The organism is Vibrio sp. CB1-5 (assembly GCF_059412285.1).
In genome coordinates this window covers 41,872-58,247 of the sequence record NZ_JBJHPB010000013.1, presented here as the reverse complement: position 1 = coordinate 58,247, position 16,376 = coordinate 41,872, and the positions used below count along the sequence as shown (strand labels likewise).

At 48.0% G+C, this 16,376-nt stretch carries 13 protein-coding genes; 5 read left to right on the top strand and 8 right to left on the bottom strand.

Annotated elements, in window-relative coordinates:
• Positions 1-64 precede the first annotated feature (64 nt).
• A complete protein-coding gene (locus ACJB0T_RS11285; protein ID WP_479288515.1) occupies positions 65-3,493 on the top strand; it encodes a PAS domain-containing hybrid sensor histidine kinase/response regulator in 3,429 nt (1,142 codons plus the stop codon).
• A gap of 501 nt (positions 3,494-3,994) precedes the next feature.
• Positions 3,995-4,333, top strand: a complete 339-nt coding sequence (locus tag ACJB0T_RS11280) for a DUF3316 domain-containing protein (RefSeq protein WP_112462366.1) — start codon at positions 3,995-3,997, stop codon at positions 4,331-4,333.
• 88 nt (positions 4,334-4,421) lie between these two features.
• Here ACJB0T_RS11280 and ACJB0T_RS11275 read toward each other — a convergent pair whose 3' ends face one another.
• From ACJB0T_RS11275 to aspA, 7 genes are all read right to left on the bottom strand, one after another.
• Positions 4,422-6,125, bottom strand: coding sequence for a sodium:solute symporter family protein (locus ACJB0T_RS11275; RefSeq protein ID WP_479288517.1), 1,704 nt, complete (start codon positions 6,123-6,125; stop codon positions 4,422-4,424).
• A gap of 12 nt (positions 6,126-6,137) precedes the next feature.
• On the bottom strand, positions 6,138-6,404 hold the full coding sequence (locus ACJB0T_RS11270) for a DUF4212 domain-containing protein (RefSeq protein WP_006075415.1): 267 nt from the start codon (positions 6,402-6,404) through the stop codon (positions 6,138-6,140).
• 204 nt (positions 6,405-6,608) lie between these two features.
• Positions 6,609-7,232: a MarC family protein gene (locus tag ACJB0T_RS11265; RefSeq protein ID WP_042502193.1), complete on the bottom strand. Its 624-nt coding sequence runs from the start codon at positions 7,230-7,232 to the stop codon at positions 6,609-6,611.
• Between the two features lie 204 nt (positions 7,233-7,436).
• The gene (locus ACJB0T_RS11260; protein WP_479288520.1) at positions 7,437-8,072 is read right to left on the bottom strand and encodes a response regulator transcription factor; all 636 of its coding nucleotides are present in this window, start codon (positions 8,070-8,072) and stop codon (positions 7,437-7,439) included.
• A 129-nt stretch (positions 8,073-8,201) separates the two neighbouring features.
• Entirely contained in the window at positions 8,202-10,040 is a 1,839-nt protein-coding gene (locus tag ACJB0T_RS11255; RefSeq protein WP_479288522.1) for a protein-disulfide reductase DsbD, read from the bottom strand.
• A 146-nt stretch (positions 10,041-10,186) separates the two neighbouring features.
• The gene (locus tag ACJB0T_RS11250) at positions 10,187-11,497 is read right to left on the bottom strand and encodes an anaerobic C4-dicarboxylate transporter (RefSeq protein ID WP_479288524.1); all 1,311 of its coding nucleotides are present in this window, start codon (positions 11,495-11,497) and stop codon (positions 10,187-10,189) included.
• Positions 11,498-11,635: 138 nt separating this feature from the next.
• Positions 11,636-13,087, bottom strand: coding sequence for an aspartate ammonia-lyase (gene aspA / locus ACJB0T_RS11245; RefSeq protein WP_479288526.1), 1,452 nt, complete (start codon positions 13,085-13,087; stop codon positions 11,636-11,638).
• Between the two features lie 352 nt (positions 13,088-13,439).
• Here aspA and ACJB0T_RS11240 point away from each other — a divergent pair, with 352 nt between their 5' ends.
• Genes ACJB0T_RS11240 through mutM form a run of 3 tightly spaced genes read left to right on the top strand, consistent with a single transcriptional unit; the run spans position 13,440 to position 15,307 of the window.
• Positions 13,440-13,949, top strand: coding sequence for an FxsA family protein (locus ACJB0T_RS11240; RefSeq protein ID WP_479288528.1), 510 nt, complete (start codon positions 13,440-13,442; stop codon positions 13,947-13,949).
• Positions 13,949-14,446: a hypothetical protein gene (locus ACJB0T_RS11235; protein WP_479288529.1), complete on the top strand. Its 498-nt coding sequence runs from the start codon at positions 13,949-13,951 to the stop codon at positions 14,444-14,446. Before ACJB0T_RS11240 ends, ACJB0T_RS11235 begins: the two co-directional genes overlap by 1 nt.
• 51 nt (positions 14,447-14,497) lie before the next feature.
• Positions 14,498-15,307: a bifunctional DNA-formamidopyrimidine glycosylase/DNA-(apurinic or apyrimidinic site) lyase gene (mutM, locus tag ACJB0T_RS11230; RefSeq protein ID WP_479288531.1), complete on the top strand. Its 810-nt coding sequence runs from the start codon at positions 14,498-14,500 to the stop codon at positions 15,305-15,307.
• A 102-nt stretch (positions 15,308-15,409) separates the two neighbouring features.
• Here mutM and lpxM read toward each other — a convergent pair whose 3' ends face one another.
• The gene (lpxM, locus tag ACJB0T_RS11225) at positions 15,410-16,366 is read right to left on the bottom strand and encodes a lauroyl-Kdo(2)-lipid IV(A) myristoyltransferase (RefSeq protein ID WP_479288533.1); all 957 of its coding nucleotides are present in this window, start codon (positions 16,364-16,366) and stop codon (positions 15,410-15,412) included.
• Positions 16,367-16,376: the final 10 nt, after the last annotated feature.

Here is a 16,376-nt window from a genome sequence, read left to right as displayed (position 1 = left end):
GAGTTTGAGAAAATTTGTGATAACCCTTTAAATAATAGTTAACGATTTTAAAGGGATATCACTTATGCAAGGATGGATCGTCGTCCCCGTGTCATTAGCCTATTTGGGCATCTTATTTCTTATTGCATGGTACGGGGATAGGCAAAAAAAGTGGTTATCCAATTGGCGTCCCTGGGTTTATAGCCTATCCATTGCTGTTTACTGTACCTCTTGGACCTTTTACGGCACCGTTGGTCAGGCCAGCAGCAACCCTTGGGCGTTCTTGCCCATTTATATCGCGCCAATCATCGTTTTTACCTTAGGTTGGCGCGTCATCGCTCGCCTTATCCTTATTGCCAAGCGCGAGCATATCACCTCCATTGCCGACTTTATCGCGGCTCGCTATGGTAAATCCCAAGGCTTAGCGGTTGTCGTGACCTTAATCGCCGTCGCGGGTATCTTACCCTATATCGCATTGCAGCTTCGCGGCATCACCATGGGGCTTGAAGTCGTCGCCCCTGATTTAGCGTCTGAGCTCGGGTATCAAGATAAGCACATCTCTTGGTTTGTTGTTGGTGCATTGGCGATCTTCACCATGCTATTTGGTACTCGCCATATTGATAACACTGAGCATCACCGAGGCATGATGATGGCGGTGGCGTTTGAGTCTATTGTTAAGCTGGTGGCTTTTTTGGTGGTTGGATTCTTCATACTCTATCTCGCTTGGGAGCGCCCTGACATCAAGCTCACCGAGCTTGCCTCAAGTACTTATCAATCTCCTAATATACCCACCTTATTGATTCACACCAGCTTGACTATGATGGCGATCGTCTGTTTGCCGCGCCAGTTTCATACCATGGTGGTCGAGAATGAGCGCGCCCAGGACTTGCATACCGCGCGTTGGTTATTCCCTGTTTATCTTGTGTTGATGGGACTATTTGTATTGCCGATTGCTTGGGTGGGGCAAGGTCTTTTGATGGGCACGTCACCGGATACGTTCGTGATTAGTATTCCCAAGTTTGCTGAAGCGAACCACATTGCTTTGCTGGCGTTTTTGGGGGGCACTTCGGCGGCGAGTGGCATGGTGATTGTGTCGACTATTGCTCTGGCCATCATGATGTCCAATGACCTAGTGATGCCATTGCTACTGCGCCGTATCAAGCTGGCACATCGTTCTCATCGACATCTATCTGGGCTGCTGTTAATCATTCGTCGTGCCCTGATCTGTGTGCTGTTGTTTGGTGCCTGGCTATTTTATCAGGCGCTAGATACCATTCACTCGTTGTCCGCGATTGGTTTTCTCTCTTTTTCTGCGATCACCCAGTTCGCACCAGCGTTGATTGGCGGTATGTATTGGCGCTCAGGTAATCGCAAGGGCGTTTATGTGGGGCTGTTTGTCGGTTTCGCCATTTGGTTAATCACCTTGATGAGTGAAACCGGCCTTCTAGCGGGAGATGCGAGTACCAACTTACTACTGCGTATCATCACCCCGCCTGAAATGCTGATTTCCTGGGGTATAGCGAGTTCCGACTGGGGAATGCTGATCTCTGTGGTATTGAACGCGCTTTGTTTTGTGGTTATTTCACTGGCGACGCGTTCTAGTCTGACCGAGCGTCTGCAGTCGGCGTCATTTGTGGGTACACCGCTACCTGAAAGTGAAAACCTCAGCCTGTATCAAAGTCGAGTTACGGTGGCTGAGCTGGAAATGCTTGCCTCACGTTTTGTAGGCCGCACGCGGGTGCGCAGCGCATTTAGACATTACTGGAAACAGCAAGACAATCAGCCACTGCCGAACCAGCAAGCCTCTGCTGAGCTTATCAGGCATACCGAGCGTGTCCTCGCTGGGGTCTTTGGTGCATCGTCCGCGAAGTTGGTACTGACTTCGGCGCTGCAGGGGCGCAATATGCAGCTGGAAGAAGTGGCGACCATTGTCGATGAGGCCTCGGAGCTTTACCACTTTAGCCGTGGCCTACTACAGGGAGCGATTGAGCATATTGGTCAAGGCATTGCCGTAGTGGATAAACAACTGCGACTGGTGGCTTGGAACCGTCGATATTTGGAGTTGTTTAGCTTTCCTTCTGGACTTATCCAAGTTGGGCGACCCATTGCGGATGTGATTCGTCACAACGCTGAACAAGGTCTATGTGGTCCGGGCGACCCGAATGAACACGTACGAAAGCGTATCTTTTACCTTGAACAAGGATCCCCGCATACCTCATCGCGCGTTCGAGCGGATGGCAGTGTGATTGAAGTGCAAGGCAACCCAATGCCTGGTGGCGGTTTTGTGATGAGTTTTACTGACATTACCGTGTTTAGAGAGGCAGAAACGGCGTTACGTGATGCCAATGAACGGTTGGAAGAGCGTGTAGTGGAGCGAACACATGAGCTTGAGCAGCTTAACCAACGTTTGGTATTGGCAACGCGTCGTTCGGAGTCGGAATCACAATCGAAAATGCGCTTTTTGGCTGCGGTGAGCCATGATTTGATGCAGCCACTCAACGCTGCTCGCTTGTTTGCTTCCTCATTGTCAGAAGTCAGCAAGGATGAGGAAGGGCGAAAACTATCAGGCCATATTGAAAGTGCCCTTGGTGCCGCGGAAGAGCTCATTGGCGATCTGCTCGATATCTCACGCTTGGAATCAGGTAAGCTGCAGACCAACGTTCGTGGCTTCCATCTCTCTGAGGTATTTGAGACGCTACAAGCGGAGTTCAGTGCTATCTCGAAAGGCAAGCAGATAGATTTTTCCGTGGTTTCTAGCTCGCTTATCGTTAAATCCGATCCTAAGTTGCTGCGCCGTGTATTGCAGAACTTTTTGACCAATGCATTTCGTTACAACCCTGAGGGCAAAGTGTTGCTTGGTGCAAGGCGTATCAATGGTCGGGTGCGGATCGATGTATGGGATGACGGCATTGGTATTCCGGAAGACAAGCAAAAAGAGATCTTTAATGAGTTCACCCGTGTTGATCAAGCGCGAGCTGACCGAGGGTTGGGGCTTGGCCTCGCAATCTCTCGAGGGATCGCCCGTGTGCTCAATCATCAAATCTCTATGCGCTCGTGGCCAGATCGCGGCAGTGTATTTTCGATTACGCTCGACCTAGCAAGCGAAGTCGCAGCGGAGCCGGTGAAAGTGACAGCAACCAGTGATGCCGGACTGAAGCATCTGAAAGTGCTTTGCGTCGATAATGAGCCAGATATTCTAGTTGGAATGGAAACCTTACTGGCTCGTTGGGGCTGTGATGTGCGTACCGCGCTTGATTTGGTTGGCAGTCTTAAGCACCTAGACCAAGGCTGGGAGCCAGACGTGATTCTCTCGGATTACAGACTTGATAATGGTCGTACAGGACTGGAAGTGCTTCAACAGTTTAGATTGCGGGTAGGTGACTCATTTAAAGGGGTGATCATCAGTGCTGATCGCACCGAGTCCATGCTTGAAGGCATCAAGTCTAATGGCTTTGCCTTCATTGCTAAACCTGTTAAGCCGCTCAAGCTGCGTGCGATTCTCAATCAATCATAACCCTTCTGCACTCAAGAGGTGTGCCTTTATTGCCATGTTTATTGCTCGTGGTGATAACTGCTGCGCCTCTGATGTCTTTACGTAATGTCACAGTATCTTTACCTTACTTGACAGACGCTTTACGAATTTCCAACTATTCTTATTCATAAGGAAAGCGAGTTTCATATCGTTACATTTTTATTGAGACTTAAATCAATTAATTTGGCGTATTTAGGTGTTTGTTAACCATAGGTTTTTAGGGTTCTAGTACTTAAGTCGACATTTTTTTTGAAATTTATGTGACCTATGTCGGGTCGTATTGAGTATCAGTGAAGTAGTAAATGCGACGAAATGCGGTATTTAACTAGAATAAAAATCATTATGATTTTTGGTTTTGTTTTTATTGCTTTTAATTCTTTTTAGGTAGGTCTTCGTAGTAACGAAGGAGTTGGTTGAGCGTTAGGTTGTGGTGCGTTCACCTGATTGTTAAGCACTTTAGGGTGCTATTTATGAGGTGTCATTATGAAAAAACTATTATCTCTTGCAGCAGTATTCGCGATGGTTCCAGCGGTATCGTACGCGCAGTTTGATAACATTTACGGTAACGGCGGTGTACACACAGCTGTATACGCGACAGAAGCGGAAGCCATTGCTGAAGGCAATCAAATCATGGAGACGCTGTCTAGCACTCCATCTCATGAGCTCGTGTACATTTTGCGTACACCGCACAAGAGCTTGAAGCATAACAGTGTAGAAATTTACGACGCTGATGTGAAAGTTAAGACGGTTGCTTCTACTGACGGCGCACCAATGTACCAAGGCTTTGTCGATGTTGAGTATCGTTTTGCACGTTACGACTAATTTTTATTTTCGCTAGCACGAAACAAAGCCGCTGCATATGCAGCGGCTTTTTCTATTTAAGTATTGGCAATATTAAGTATTGGCAATATTAGTGGTCGTGTGCCGCGCCAGCACCTTTCGGGTAGCGAATAGACTCAACCATTTCTTGCACGTCTTGTGGTACTTCAGCCGTAAACTTGTTAACCACAATAGAAACTGTGAAGTTTAGACACATACCTAGTGTACCGATGCCCTCTGGGCTGATACCAAATAGCCAGTTGTCCGGTGTATTTGCCGCAGGGTTTACAAACTTGAAGTAGATGATGTAAGCCGCTGTGAACAGAATACCTGAAAGCATACCGGCGATAGCGCCTTCTTTGTTCATCTTCTTGTAGAAGATGCCCAAGATAATCGCTGGGAAGAAGGATGCAGCAGCCAGACCGAAGGCGAAGGCAACAACCTGAGCCACGAAGCCTGGTGGGTTAATACCTAGGTAACCCGCACCGATAACCGCCGCTGCCGCGCCTATCCGTGCATACATGAGCTCCTGTTTGTCCGTCATATCGGGTTTAAAGCCTTTCTTAAGCAGGTCATGGGAGACCGCCGTCGAGATAACCAATAATAGACCCGCTGCCGTTGATAGTGCCGCTGCCAAACCACCCGCTGCAAGTAGTGCCACTACCCAGTTTGGAAGTTGAGCCAGCTCCGGTGAAGCCAGTACGATGATATCGCGGTTGATCTTCATTTCGTTACGTTCGTCACCTGAGTAGAACATACGACCATCGCCGTTCTTATCTTCCCAGCCAACAAGACCTGTGCTTTCCCAGTTCTTATACCAGCTTGGTGCTTCTGTCGCTTGAACGCCTTTCATGTCTGGACCATTAATGGTGTCAATCATGTTAACGCGAGCAAACGCAGCTACTGCTGGAGCAGTTGTGTAAAGTAGAGAGATAAAGACCAGTGCCCAACCTGCTGAGATGCGTGCATCTTTTACGCGTGGAACGGTGAAGAAGCGAATGATTACGTGCGGAAGGCCGGCTGTACCTACCATCAGTGCTGCACAGATAAAGAACACGTCAACCATACTCTTCGACCCATCGGTATAGGCGGTGAAACCTAATTCCTCAGTGAGCCCATCAAGTTTATCAAGCAGGTAAGTTTCTGAACCGGTAACGGTAGAACCAAAGCCAACTTGTGGGAAGACTGAGCCTGTCATCATCAGAGATGTAAATACAGCGGGTACTAGGAAAGCGAAGATAAGAACACAGTATTGCGCTACCTGAGTGTAGGTAATCCCTTTCATACCACCCATAACCGCGTAGAAGAATACAATGGCCATACCGATGACGATACCAAGGTTAATATCGACTTCTAGGAAGCGAGAGAATACCACGCCTACACCACGCATCTGACCGGCCACATAAGTGAACGAGACAAAAATGGCACAGAATACCGCAACCATACGTGCTGTCTTAGAGTAGTAACGATCGCCAATGAAATCTGGCACGGTGAACTTACCGAACTTACGTAAATAAGGGGCTAAGCAAAGTGCAAGGAGTACGTAACCGCCAGTCCAACCCATTAAGTATACCGCACCATCGTAACCGATGAATGAGATGATACCTGCCATCGAAATAAACGACGCTGCCGACATCCAGTCTGCTGCGGTCGCCATACCGTTTGCTACCGGGTGTACGCCGCCGCCTGCGACATAAAACTCACTAGTAGAACCAGCGCGAGCCCAGATTGCGATACCGATATACAACGCAAAGGTGATACCGACCAGAATAAACGTCCAAGTTTGAATATCCATTGTTTGCGCCTCTTAGTCTTCTTGTACATTGTACTTTTTGTCGAGCGCGTTCATGCGAGCGACGTAGACGAAAATCAGCGCAACAAAGGTGTATATCGATCCTTGCTGTGCGAACCAGAAGCCCAATTTGAACCCTCCAAACTGGATGGCATTAAGCGCGTCAACAAATAGAATTCCCGCGCCGTATGAGACAATAAACCATACAGCGAGTAGGGAACCCATGATTCCTAGATTTTCCTTCCAATAGGCTTGAGCTTGTTCTGATGATTCGAACGCCATGGCCTTCTCCTTTGTCATGTTTGCGTTAACGTATTGTTACGTTTATTAAGGTAGCAGGCTGATGACAAGAACTCAGTGCAACTTTAGTCGACTGCAAGAATAAGAAAAGCGCCATAAAAACAAGCGCTTAAGTTTAAGGGGGAATAAAACTGTGATGTTAATCTGATGTTAAATTAGCCAAAGGTCTAACGTCTATCGATAAATTTAGATATAAAAGTCTTTGATACCTTGCAATAAGTTGCTCACGGCAACCGCAGCGAGGATCAATCCCATCACTCGGCTGATGATGGCGGCACCTACATTGCCGATCCACTTCTGAATCGTGGTAGCGCCGAGCAGAAGTAGCAAAGTGATCAGGAGCACGGCAAGCATTACTAGCGCTGTGAGTCCCTGATCCATAATAGAGTGTCGATGATTGTCAGTGAGAAGCACAATAGCCATCATGGCACCCGGCGAAGCAATAGATGGGATCGCCAGTGGATAGACGGCGAGATCGGCGAGTTGATCTCGGCTTACTTCTTGGCTCAGTTTGGTTTCTTCTTCTGGTTTGCTTTCACCAAATATCATTGTCAGTGCGAAAAGTAGAAGAACCAATCCGCCCGCGGCTTGGAATGCAGGTAGAGGGATCTGCATCGCTTCAAGCAGTAACTGACCGGCGACAAGGAAAAACAGCAACACACCAAAGGCTATCGCGATCGCTTTTAGAGCGACGATACGACGATGTTTAACGTCAAGGTGCTGGGTTTGAGAAAGATAAACGGGGACCGAGCCAATAGGATCAATGACAGCCCAAAGCACGACGAATTGAGTAACGAGAATACTGAGCAAAGCGAACCTCCCAGAGTTTGGTGAAACAGAGGGATAACATGAACCAGTGACGGATAGCCTCACTGTTAATATTGATAACCAAGGCGGTAACAACTGGCGGCGCTATTATTTAACGTATTGTGGCTGGTATCAATGTTTTAATAAACCTATTCATGCCCAGTTACATAATAGCAGCTGGGGCATAAACTGTCGGTGAATTTAAAGCTAACCTTCTGATTCCATTTGTTGTAATAGGATCACGGCTTGGGTTCGGTTTTTAACGCCTAGCTTTCTAAATATCGCGGTCATGTGCGCTTTGATGGTCGCTTCTGACACATTGAGATCATAAGCAATTTGTTTATTGAGAAGGCCGTCGGAGAGCATGCCGAGCACCTTGTATTGCTGTGGTGTCAGCGTTGAGATTTTCTCCGCTAGGTCATTGCTTTCGCTGTTATCAATGAGTAGTTCTGCGGGGAAATAAGCTTCGCCTTCAAGCACTTTGTTTAGGGCGCCAATAAGGGCGCGCATATCACTGGATTTTGGAATAAAACCAAACGCACCATGCATCTTGACCTGTGACACGATACTTGGCTCTTCACTGGCGGAAATAACCACAATAGGAATATCAGGATAATCAGCACGCAGATGGATAAGACCGGACATGCCATTGGCCCCCGGCATTTTAAGGTCGAGCAATATCAGATCCGGCTCTTCGCTTTTCTCAAGAAGACTAAGCAAAGATTCCAAGGAGTCCGCTTCCAGCAGGTTTGCACCACTGATCGCCATGTGAACAGACTGAAACAGCGCGTTCCTAAACAGTGGATGATCATCAGCAATAATGATGGTATAGCTCGGTTCCATAGCGTCTCAATTATTTTGCAAAAGTGTTAACGTCATTATTGATTCTGCGTCGAGTTTGGACAAATGAATCAATACAAAACTCTGAGCAGAATCGACTTTTTACTGAACGCGGACGCAAAACCTTATCGGTTATTCACTGAGTAGGGCGTATTGGTTTAAATGCTCTAGAAAATCTTCAGCGCCAACAAAACCGGTTAAACGCGCACTTGGAAGCTCCGTACCATTGGCATCCCAAAACTCAATAGTCGGCAAGCCCAGCACATCCATTGCTTTGAGCATTTCTATATCCTGTACTTGATTGCGCGTGACATCCGCTTGCAGCAAGACAAAGTTAGCCAGCACTGGTTCGACATTGACATCATGGAAGGTGTACTTTTCGAACTCTTTACACGCGACACACCAATCGGCATAGAAATCGAGCATTACTGGTTTACCGGCAAGTTTGGCTTTGTTTAGTTCTGCATTAAGCTCGGCAAGGTTATTAACTCGAGTAAAGCTAACGCTGATCTCTGACTCGTTACTGGCAGGTGCACCAAGCCAGTGATTGAGTAGTGGCTGCGCTGAAGCGAACAGACCTAAAATCGCAATGATCCCCACACAGCTTTGCTTCCAGCCACCAAATGGTAGTGCATTTTTTTGATGATACAGCCAGCTAAAGGCAGCAATACCCAACCCAGACCATAGTACGCTACTCCAAAATTCTGGCAGTAAACGCTCAAGTAAGAAAATAGGCGCTGCGAGTAGTACAAATCCAAACAGGATTTTTACTCGTTCCATCCAATTTCCCGCTTTTGGTAGTAGCTTGTTGCCAAAGACCGCAGCGGCAATCAATGGGATACCCATACCAAGCGCCAACGCATACAGCGCTACACCGCCAGTCAGCAAGTCGCCACTTTGTGCCACGTACAGCAGGGCGCCGGATAATGGAGCTGTCGTACAAGGCGAGCACACTAGGCCAGATATCGCCCCCATGGCAAATACGCCTAACAGGTTGCCACCTTTTTGTTGATTGCTGAGGTTATTGAGCCAAGTTTGTACGCTGCTTGGTAGCTGTATGGTATAGAGTCCAAACATTGACAGTGCCAGTGCTACAAACAGGACACTCAAGCCAATAAGCACATATGGGTGCTGCATCGCGGCTTGAAATTGCATCCCCGCTGAAGCCACGACAAGGCCAAGCAAGGTGTAGGTAAGCGCCATGCCTTGCACATAGACCATAGATAACAGCAGCGCTTGTTTATGACTGCGCTTACCGCCGCCCAGTACGATACTAGTAAGGATCGGATACATTGGTAATACACAAGGCGTGAAAGCGAGGCCAATACCGAGCAGTAAAAATAGTGCCGGCGTCCACCAGTTTTGCGCGAGTTTGTCGGTTAAGTCGTTATTGCTGCTAGAGGGCGCTGTGCCAGTCGTTGTTGACTGTGGTGCCGTAGCAGGTTTGCTGTTGTCTGCGGCAGTTGTCGCTGCCGGTTGGGCGTCAGTAGCGGTATCGGAAACGGCATTAAAGCTAAATGGCGTAATGTCGATAACGCGCGTTTCTGGTGGGTAGCAAAACCCTGCTTTGGCGCAGCCTTGATATTGCACAATTAGTTTCGCGCCGGCTTGATATTGGCTTAATGGCACTTCAACAAACAGCGGCTGAGTGTAAATCGTCACATCCCCAAAAAACTCATCAGTGTACGGTTCACCTTGTTGCAGCTCAATATTACCCAGGGAGACATTTTCACCACTGAAGTTTAATCGATCTTGATAGAGGTAATAGTCAGGTTTGACTTGCCAGTCAATATAGACTCGATCGCCCTGCTGATAGGCGTTCATTGGAAATGCTTGATCAACGGGAACAAAGGTATTCGTGCCACTAGGGGCAAAGGCATTACCGTTGTTGCTGTCTCCAAATAGAGCCCAGCTAGGCAACGCCAATGTGGTTAGGGAAAGCAGCAAAAATTGAGAAAGTAGTCGAGTCATGAACGCTATGCAACCAAGGTTTAACAATATAATGAGGTTATATGATGTTAAGACAGGAAGATAGCGAGAAATGTTTCATCGAAGATAAAAAAAGAGCCGCGATACAACGCAGCTCTCAATTCTTTTTGCAATCCATTTGCTGGCGATTAGCCGATCAGTAGACCGCCAAATGCAAAACCAAGCGCAACGGCTGTTGCGATAGTGGTCACACCCGGAATAAAGAACGGGTGGTTGAACACATAGCTGCCGATGCGTGTTGAGCCAGTGTCATCCATTTCAACCGCAGCAAGCAGGGTTGGGTAGGTTGGCAGCACAAACAGAGCACTGACTGCAGCAAATGAAGCAACCGCTGTTAGTGGCGCTACACCAATTGCTAGCGCTGCTGGCATTAGAGCAACGGTTGTTGCACCTTGTGAGTAAAGCAGCATTGAGGCAAAGAACAGAACCATCGCTAGCATCCATGGGTAGTCTTCCAGTAGCGCGCCCGCTAGCTCTTTAATGCCGTCAACGTGCGCGTTCACAAACGTTGAGCCAAGCCATGCTACGCCAAGTACGCAGACACACGCCGTCATACCTGAGCGGAACGTAGCCGCAGACGGAATTTTAGATGCATCGATTTTGGTCACGAGCGTGATCGCTGCCGCTGCTGCCAACATTACGGTCATGATTGCCTCGTTACGGCCAAGCGCAGGATCTTCAATCAGGCCGATAGAGCCAGAAATCGCCGCTGCGTAGCAGACCACAAACGCAATCGCGCCTAAGAAAATGTAGGTCGCCGTTTTTGCTGTCGGCAGAATGTTGCGCTCTTTCGCGTCACTTAGCTTGATAAGACCTTGAGCTAAACGCTCTTGGTACACAGGGTCGTCTTTTAGCTCGCTGCCCATGAAGTTAGCGACAAAGGCACCAACCATACAGGCGATAAAAGTGGTTGGAATACACACAGCAAGCAGTGTTAGATAATCGACCCCCATTGGCGCTAGCATTGCCGCAAAAGCAACAACCGCGGCAGAGATAGGAGAAGCCGTGATCGCGATTTGAGAAGCAACAACGGCAATCGACAGTGGACGTGATGGACGAACCCCTTGGCCTTTCGCCACTTCAGCGATAACCGGTAGCGTTGAGAACGCGGTGTGACCCGTACCCGCCATAAGTGTCATCAAGAAAGTTACAATGGGAGCATAAAAGGTGATTCTTTCTGGATGTTTGCGAAGGAAGTCTTCAGCAATTTGCACCAGCCAGTCCATACCACCAGCTACTTGCATCGCAGCAATCGCAGTGATTACCGACATAATAATTAAGATCACATCCACCGGGATGTAAGCTTGGCTTGTTGGTACACCGAGTACCAGTGAGAGGGCAATGACACCAGCACCGCCAGCCAGACCGATTCCAATACCGCCAATACGTGCGCCTAAATAAATAAACAGCAGTACGACGGCAAGCTCTATAGCAACCATAGTCAATCCTTGTTTCGAGTGTCCGTTATCAAATACGATGACAAGCGGACGTTGTAGATAATATTAGGGAATAAGTTTTACCAATGAGAAATAGGTACTAAAAAGGCCCCCCCATACTGGGGGAGCCTTTAGGCGTCATTACTCGTAGCGTTTGGCTTTATACTGAGGTTTCATCAGATTGTCTACTGAGAAAATGTCATCTAGCTCTTCTTCAGATAGAAGGCCGCGCTCAAGTACTACCTCTTTTACGCTCTTACCGGTCTCTGCACAGATCTTACCTACGATGTCGCCTTCATGATGACCGATGTAAGGGTTGAGATAAGTGACGATACCAATTGAGTTGTAAACGTAGCTTTCACACACTTCTTTATTAACGCTAATGCCATCAATGCACTTGTCGCGCAGGTTGATGCACGCATTTTTCAGGATATCCAGAGATTCAAACATGCTTTGTGCAATGACTGGCTCCATAACGTTAAGCTGAAGCTGGCCACCTTCTGCTGCGAAGGAGACGGTGTTGTCGTTACCAAGCACTTTAAAGCACACTTGGTTCACCACTTCAGGAACCACTGGGTTCACCTTCGCTGGCATGATAGAAGAGCCAGCTTGCAGTTCAGGCAGATTAAGCTCGTTAAGGCCCGCGCGAGGACCAGAAGAAAGCAGACGTAAGTCATTACAAATCTTAGACAGTTTCACCGCCAGACGCTTAAGTGCACCGTGAGTCATTACATATGCGCCGCAGTCAGAGGTCGCTTCGATAAGGTCTTCTGCTGGTACACACTCAAGACCTGTCACTTCAGATAGGTGTTTAACGGCAAGCTCTTGGTAGCCTTGAGCTGCGTTTAGGCCAGTACCGATGGCTGTTGCGCCGATATTCACTTCTAGTAATAGCTTTGACGTGTACTCAAGAGCACGAATCTCTTCGTTCAGCGTTACCGCCCAGGCGTGGAACTCTTGGCCAACTGTCATTGGTACCGCATCTTGAAGCTGAGTACGACCCATTTTCAAAATAGTAGAGAACTCTTGGCTCTTCGCTTCGAACGAACCTTTTAGATATTCAATCGCATCGATGAGCTTTTGTACGCTGTTGTAGACCGCGATACGAAAACCTGTCGGGTAAGCACAGTTTGTTGATTGGCTCTTGTTAACATGGTCATTTGGGTTAATGAACTCATATTGGCCTTTCTCTTTGCCCATCAGTTCCAGTGCCACGTTAGCGATCACTTCGTTGGTGTTCATGTTCACAGAAGTGCCGGCACCGCCTTGGAACACATCCGATGGAAACTGATCCATACACTTGCCTGTTTCAAGGATCACGTCACAAGCTTGGATAATAAATTGAGCGATGTCTTTTGGAATCACGCCAAGCTCTTTGTTGGCGAGCGCAGCGGCTTTCTTGGTCATGACCATACCGCGAACAAAATCGGGTACATCAGAAATGGTCACATTGGAGATATTAAAGTTTTCGATAGCGCGTAGCGTGTGGATGCCGTAGTAAGCATCGGCCGGGACATGACGTTGGCCTAATAGATCTTCTTCAATACGAGTGGCTTGAGTCGCAACTGTTTGCTCAAGAATAGTTGTCGCCATATTTTGGATCCTTAGAGAATAATTCTGCGTTAATGACAGTTATTTTGCCAAATCTGTTTTAAGAATCCATTCGCCAGAATAATTGGCTAGTTATTACGTCCTGACTTATGGGGTACATATTACTCAAAGTGGCACATAAAAATAGTAGCCAGATCACCTTTTTCACTTAATTATTGCAAAGGCTAGCAAAGTCCTCGTGAGATGAGATTTCCCTCATAAAATTCGCATCATTAACTGAGTCGATTTATATTTTGAAAAACTCATTTTGTGCGCTTAGCGGTTGAATCCGAGTAATTTATTTGTGGTTTAGTAAAGGGTAGGCGTAAACTGACAGCAAACCAAGGAGGAGCGTGTGTTTCCGATACTGTTATTGCTATTTATTTTTGTTCCAATCATTGAGATTGGGCTATTTATCCAAGTCGGCGGCTTTTTGGGCTTATGGCCTACTATAGGCCTAGTGCTATTGACGGCGGTAGTGGGAGCCTCACTAGTGCGTAGTCAAGGCTTGCAAACCCTGATGTCAGTGCAGTCGAAGCTGCAGCAAGGTGAAATGCCAGCGCAACAAATTGTTGAAGGGGTTATGTTGGCGGTCTCAGGTGTGCTGCTCCTTACCCCGGGCTTTATGACGGATGCGATGGGTATGCTGGTATTGCTGCCAGCACCGCGCGCGGCTATTGCCAAATATCTTATGAGTAAAGTGGTAGTGAAGAGCGTTTCTGGAGGATTCCATCAAGGCGGTTTCCATCAAGGTGACTTCCAGCAAGGACCGTTTGATTCCCATCGCGACCATCAGCGCGATGGCAACACCTTTGAAGGTGAGTTTGAACGTAAAGACGATGACGACCGTAACAAGCTGAACTAATGATATTTAACCGCATCAAGCTTTCACGACGAAGCTGGAACAATGTGCTTATCATTGGCATTGCTTTTTTTATGCTGATGATGGCCGCGCCGACTCTGATCAAGCAATATATGCTGGAGCCTGCAGCACAGGCGAGTGAAGGTTTGGTGCTTGATCCAAGTGCTGATCCAATAGAAATCAACTACGCTGGTATCCAGTTTTACCTGCAGGGTGATACCTGGCGCGCGATTCCTAATAAATGGAATCAAGATGCTGAAGGCGTCGTATCACGCTGGAAAGTGATGCAGGGCACGCCCGTTGATGATGACACCTATCAGAAGCTTAAGCCTGCGTTTGAGCATCCGATGACGATCGAGGTTTGGTATCACGAGGTTGAAGAGCCGCAGCGTATTACCGCTTACCCGTTGGAGCAGTTTTGGCTGCTCAACACCTACGATGGCCTATGGGTAGCGGTAAGCTTTGAAGGTAGTGAACTACTGCCACAGGGTGCGAGATAACCGCATCTATTTATTGTCCACTCAGTCAATGACCAGTTAAGCGTAGACATCATGCCAGAATTACCAGAAGTTGAAGTTTCTCGCCTTGGGATTAGCCCGCATTTATTAGAACAAACCATTCAAGAGATCATCGTGCGCCAGCGTCAGTTGCGCTGGTGGATCCCTGAAGAAATCCACGGTTTACATGGTGAGCCCATAACCGCAATACGCAGACGAGCTAAGTATTTGTTGTTAGACACGCCGAAAGGCACTGCCATTGTCCACTTGGGGATGTCGGGCAGTCTGCGTGTACTGGAAAACCCGCCGCCAGCTGAAAAGCATGACCATGTTGACTTGGTGCTTAGTAACGGTAAGGTCATGCGTTACAACGACCCACGCCGCTTTGGGGCTTGGTTGTGGTGCGCTCCAGGTGAGTCCCATGAGCTTTTGGATAACTGTGGCCCAGAACCTCTTACGGACGAGTTCAATGCGGAATGGATGCTCTCGCGCGCGAAGAATAAACGGGTCGCAATTAAAACCTTCATTATGAATAACGCTAACGTGGTCGGGGTGGGGAACATCTACGCTTGTGAGTCACTTTTTAGTGCTGGCATTCTTCCGACAACACCGACTTATAAAGTGACGCTGAATCAATGGCAAACTCTGGTGACGGAAATCAAGCAGGTGCTAGCACAAGCTATTGCTCAAGGTGGAACTACGCTAAAAGATTTTTCGCAAACGGACGGTAAGCCAGGCTATTTTGCCCAGGAGCTACACGTATATGGGCGAGCTAAACAACCTTGCCATAGCTGCGGCGAGCCGATCAAAGAGATGAAGATAGGTCAGCGAAACACCTTCTTTTGCGATGTGTGCCAGAAGTAGTGGTACTGAGTGGTTGAGAATAAAAAAGCGCTTGCCGAGGCAAGCGATTTTTTCATGGTTGTTATCCCTCTTGGGATAACGGACGATAACACTCAACCAGCGCTAGATGTTGTCGTAAATACGTTTACCATCGCGCTGAGTTTCTAGCAGATATAAGTTCCACATGTACTGCTCAGGCTTGTCACGCAACAGCTCTTCAATTGCGGCGTTCATCGCGCGAGCGTCTTGTTCTTCATCTCCAGTCGGGAAGTTGTCGATGGCTGGCAGAATGTGTACTTCGTACTTGCTGGTTTGATCATTGTAGGCAGGCAGCACGGGCACGACTTTGGCACGAGACAGGCGAGACATTTTGCCAAACCCTTTTAGGGTTGCTTTTTCTGCAGCAAAGAAGGGCACAAACACGGAGTTTTGTGGGCCGTGATCTTCATCCGGCAGCCAGTACCCGATGTAACCATCCTTGATAGAGCGAACAAACGGCTTCACGCCGGCGCTGCGAGCAAAGATGCGCCCACCATACTGCATGCGCTGGACGTGCATCAGCCAATCACCGATGGGGTTGTTTTGTGGCTTCATGATGGTCGCCACTTTGTGGCCTTGAGCCGCTAGCATGACCGCAGGGTAGTCCACTGCCCACGCGTGCGGCGCCAAGATGATGACATTTTCGCCAGCATCTAGCAGCGGCATTAGGTTTTCTTCACCAATCATCACACCGCGATTTTGGTTGTGTTTGGTTGAGCGCACTAAAAACTCAGAGTAACCCAGTAGGTATTGACCTGCCTTGGCAAAGGTCTCTTCAACGATGTGTTGGATCTCTTGCTCTGACTTCTCCGGAAAGCACTTTTCTAGATTTAGGCGAGTACGTCTGACGACGCGACCATTTTTACCGACAATGATCCCAGAAATATAGCGCGCGAAACGATCGCGAGGCTTAGCGGGAACAAAGGCTAGGAATACAGCCAGTAGGATGCCAAGCCAAGTGCCCCAGTGTTTTGGGTGTAAAAATGCCCACTGGAAACGAGGATCATAGAGGTTTTTATCGATATGTTCTTGATTGCTCATAATGCCTACT

What these genes read in the sequence shown, in the direction of transcription:
- ACJB0T_RS11285 (WP_479288515.1), top strand. Translation starts at nt 65, where the DNA reads ATGCAAGGATGGATCGTCGTCCCCGTGTCATTAGCCTATTTGGGCATC.
- ACJB0T_RS11280 (WP_112462366.1), top strand. Translation starts at nt 3,995, where the DNA reads ATGAAAAAACTATTATCTCTTGCAGCAGTATTCGCGATGGTTCCAGCG.
- ACJB0T_RS11275 (WP_479288517.1), bottom strand. Translation starts at nt 6,125, where the DNA reads ATGGATATTCAAACTTGGACGTTTATTCTGGTCGGTATCACCTTTGCG.
- ACJB0T_RS11270 (WP_006075415.1), bottom strand. Translation starts at nt 6,404, where the DNA reads ATGGCGTTCGAATCATCAGAACAAGCTCAAGCCTATTGGAAGGAAAAT.
- ACJB0T_RS11260 (WP_479288520.1), bottom strand. Translation starts at nt 8,072, where the DNA reads ATGGAACCGAGCTATACCATCATTATTGCTGATGATCATCCACTGTTT.
- ACJB0T_RS11255 (WP_479288522.1), bottom strand. Translation starts at nt 10,040, where the DNA reads ATGACTCGACTACTTTCTCAATTTTTGCTGCTTTCCCTAACCACATTG.
- ACJB0T_RS11250 (WP_479288524.1), bottom strand. Translation starts at nt 11,497, where the DNA reads ATGGTTGCTATAGAGCTTGCCGTCGTACTGCTGTTTATTTATTTAGGC.
- aspA (WP_479288526.1), bottom strand. Translation starts at nt 13,087, where the DNA reads ATGGCGACAACTATTCTTGAGCAAACAGTTGCGACTCAAGCCACTCGT.
- ACJB0T_RS11235 (WP_479288529.1), top strand. Translation starts at nt 13,949, where the DNA reads ATGATATTTAACCGCATCAAGCTTTCACGACGAAGCTGGAACAATGTG.
- mutM (WP_479288531.1), top strand. Translation starts at nt 14,498, where the DNA reads ATGCCAGAATTACCAGAAGTTGAAGTTTCTCGCCTTGGGATTAGCCCG.
- lpxM (WP_479288533.1), bottom strand. Translation starts at nt 16,366, where the DNA reads ATGAGCAATCAAGAACATATCGATAAAAACCTCTATGATCCTCGTTTC.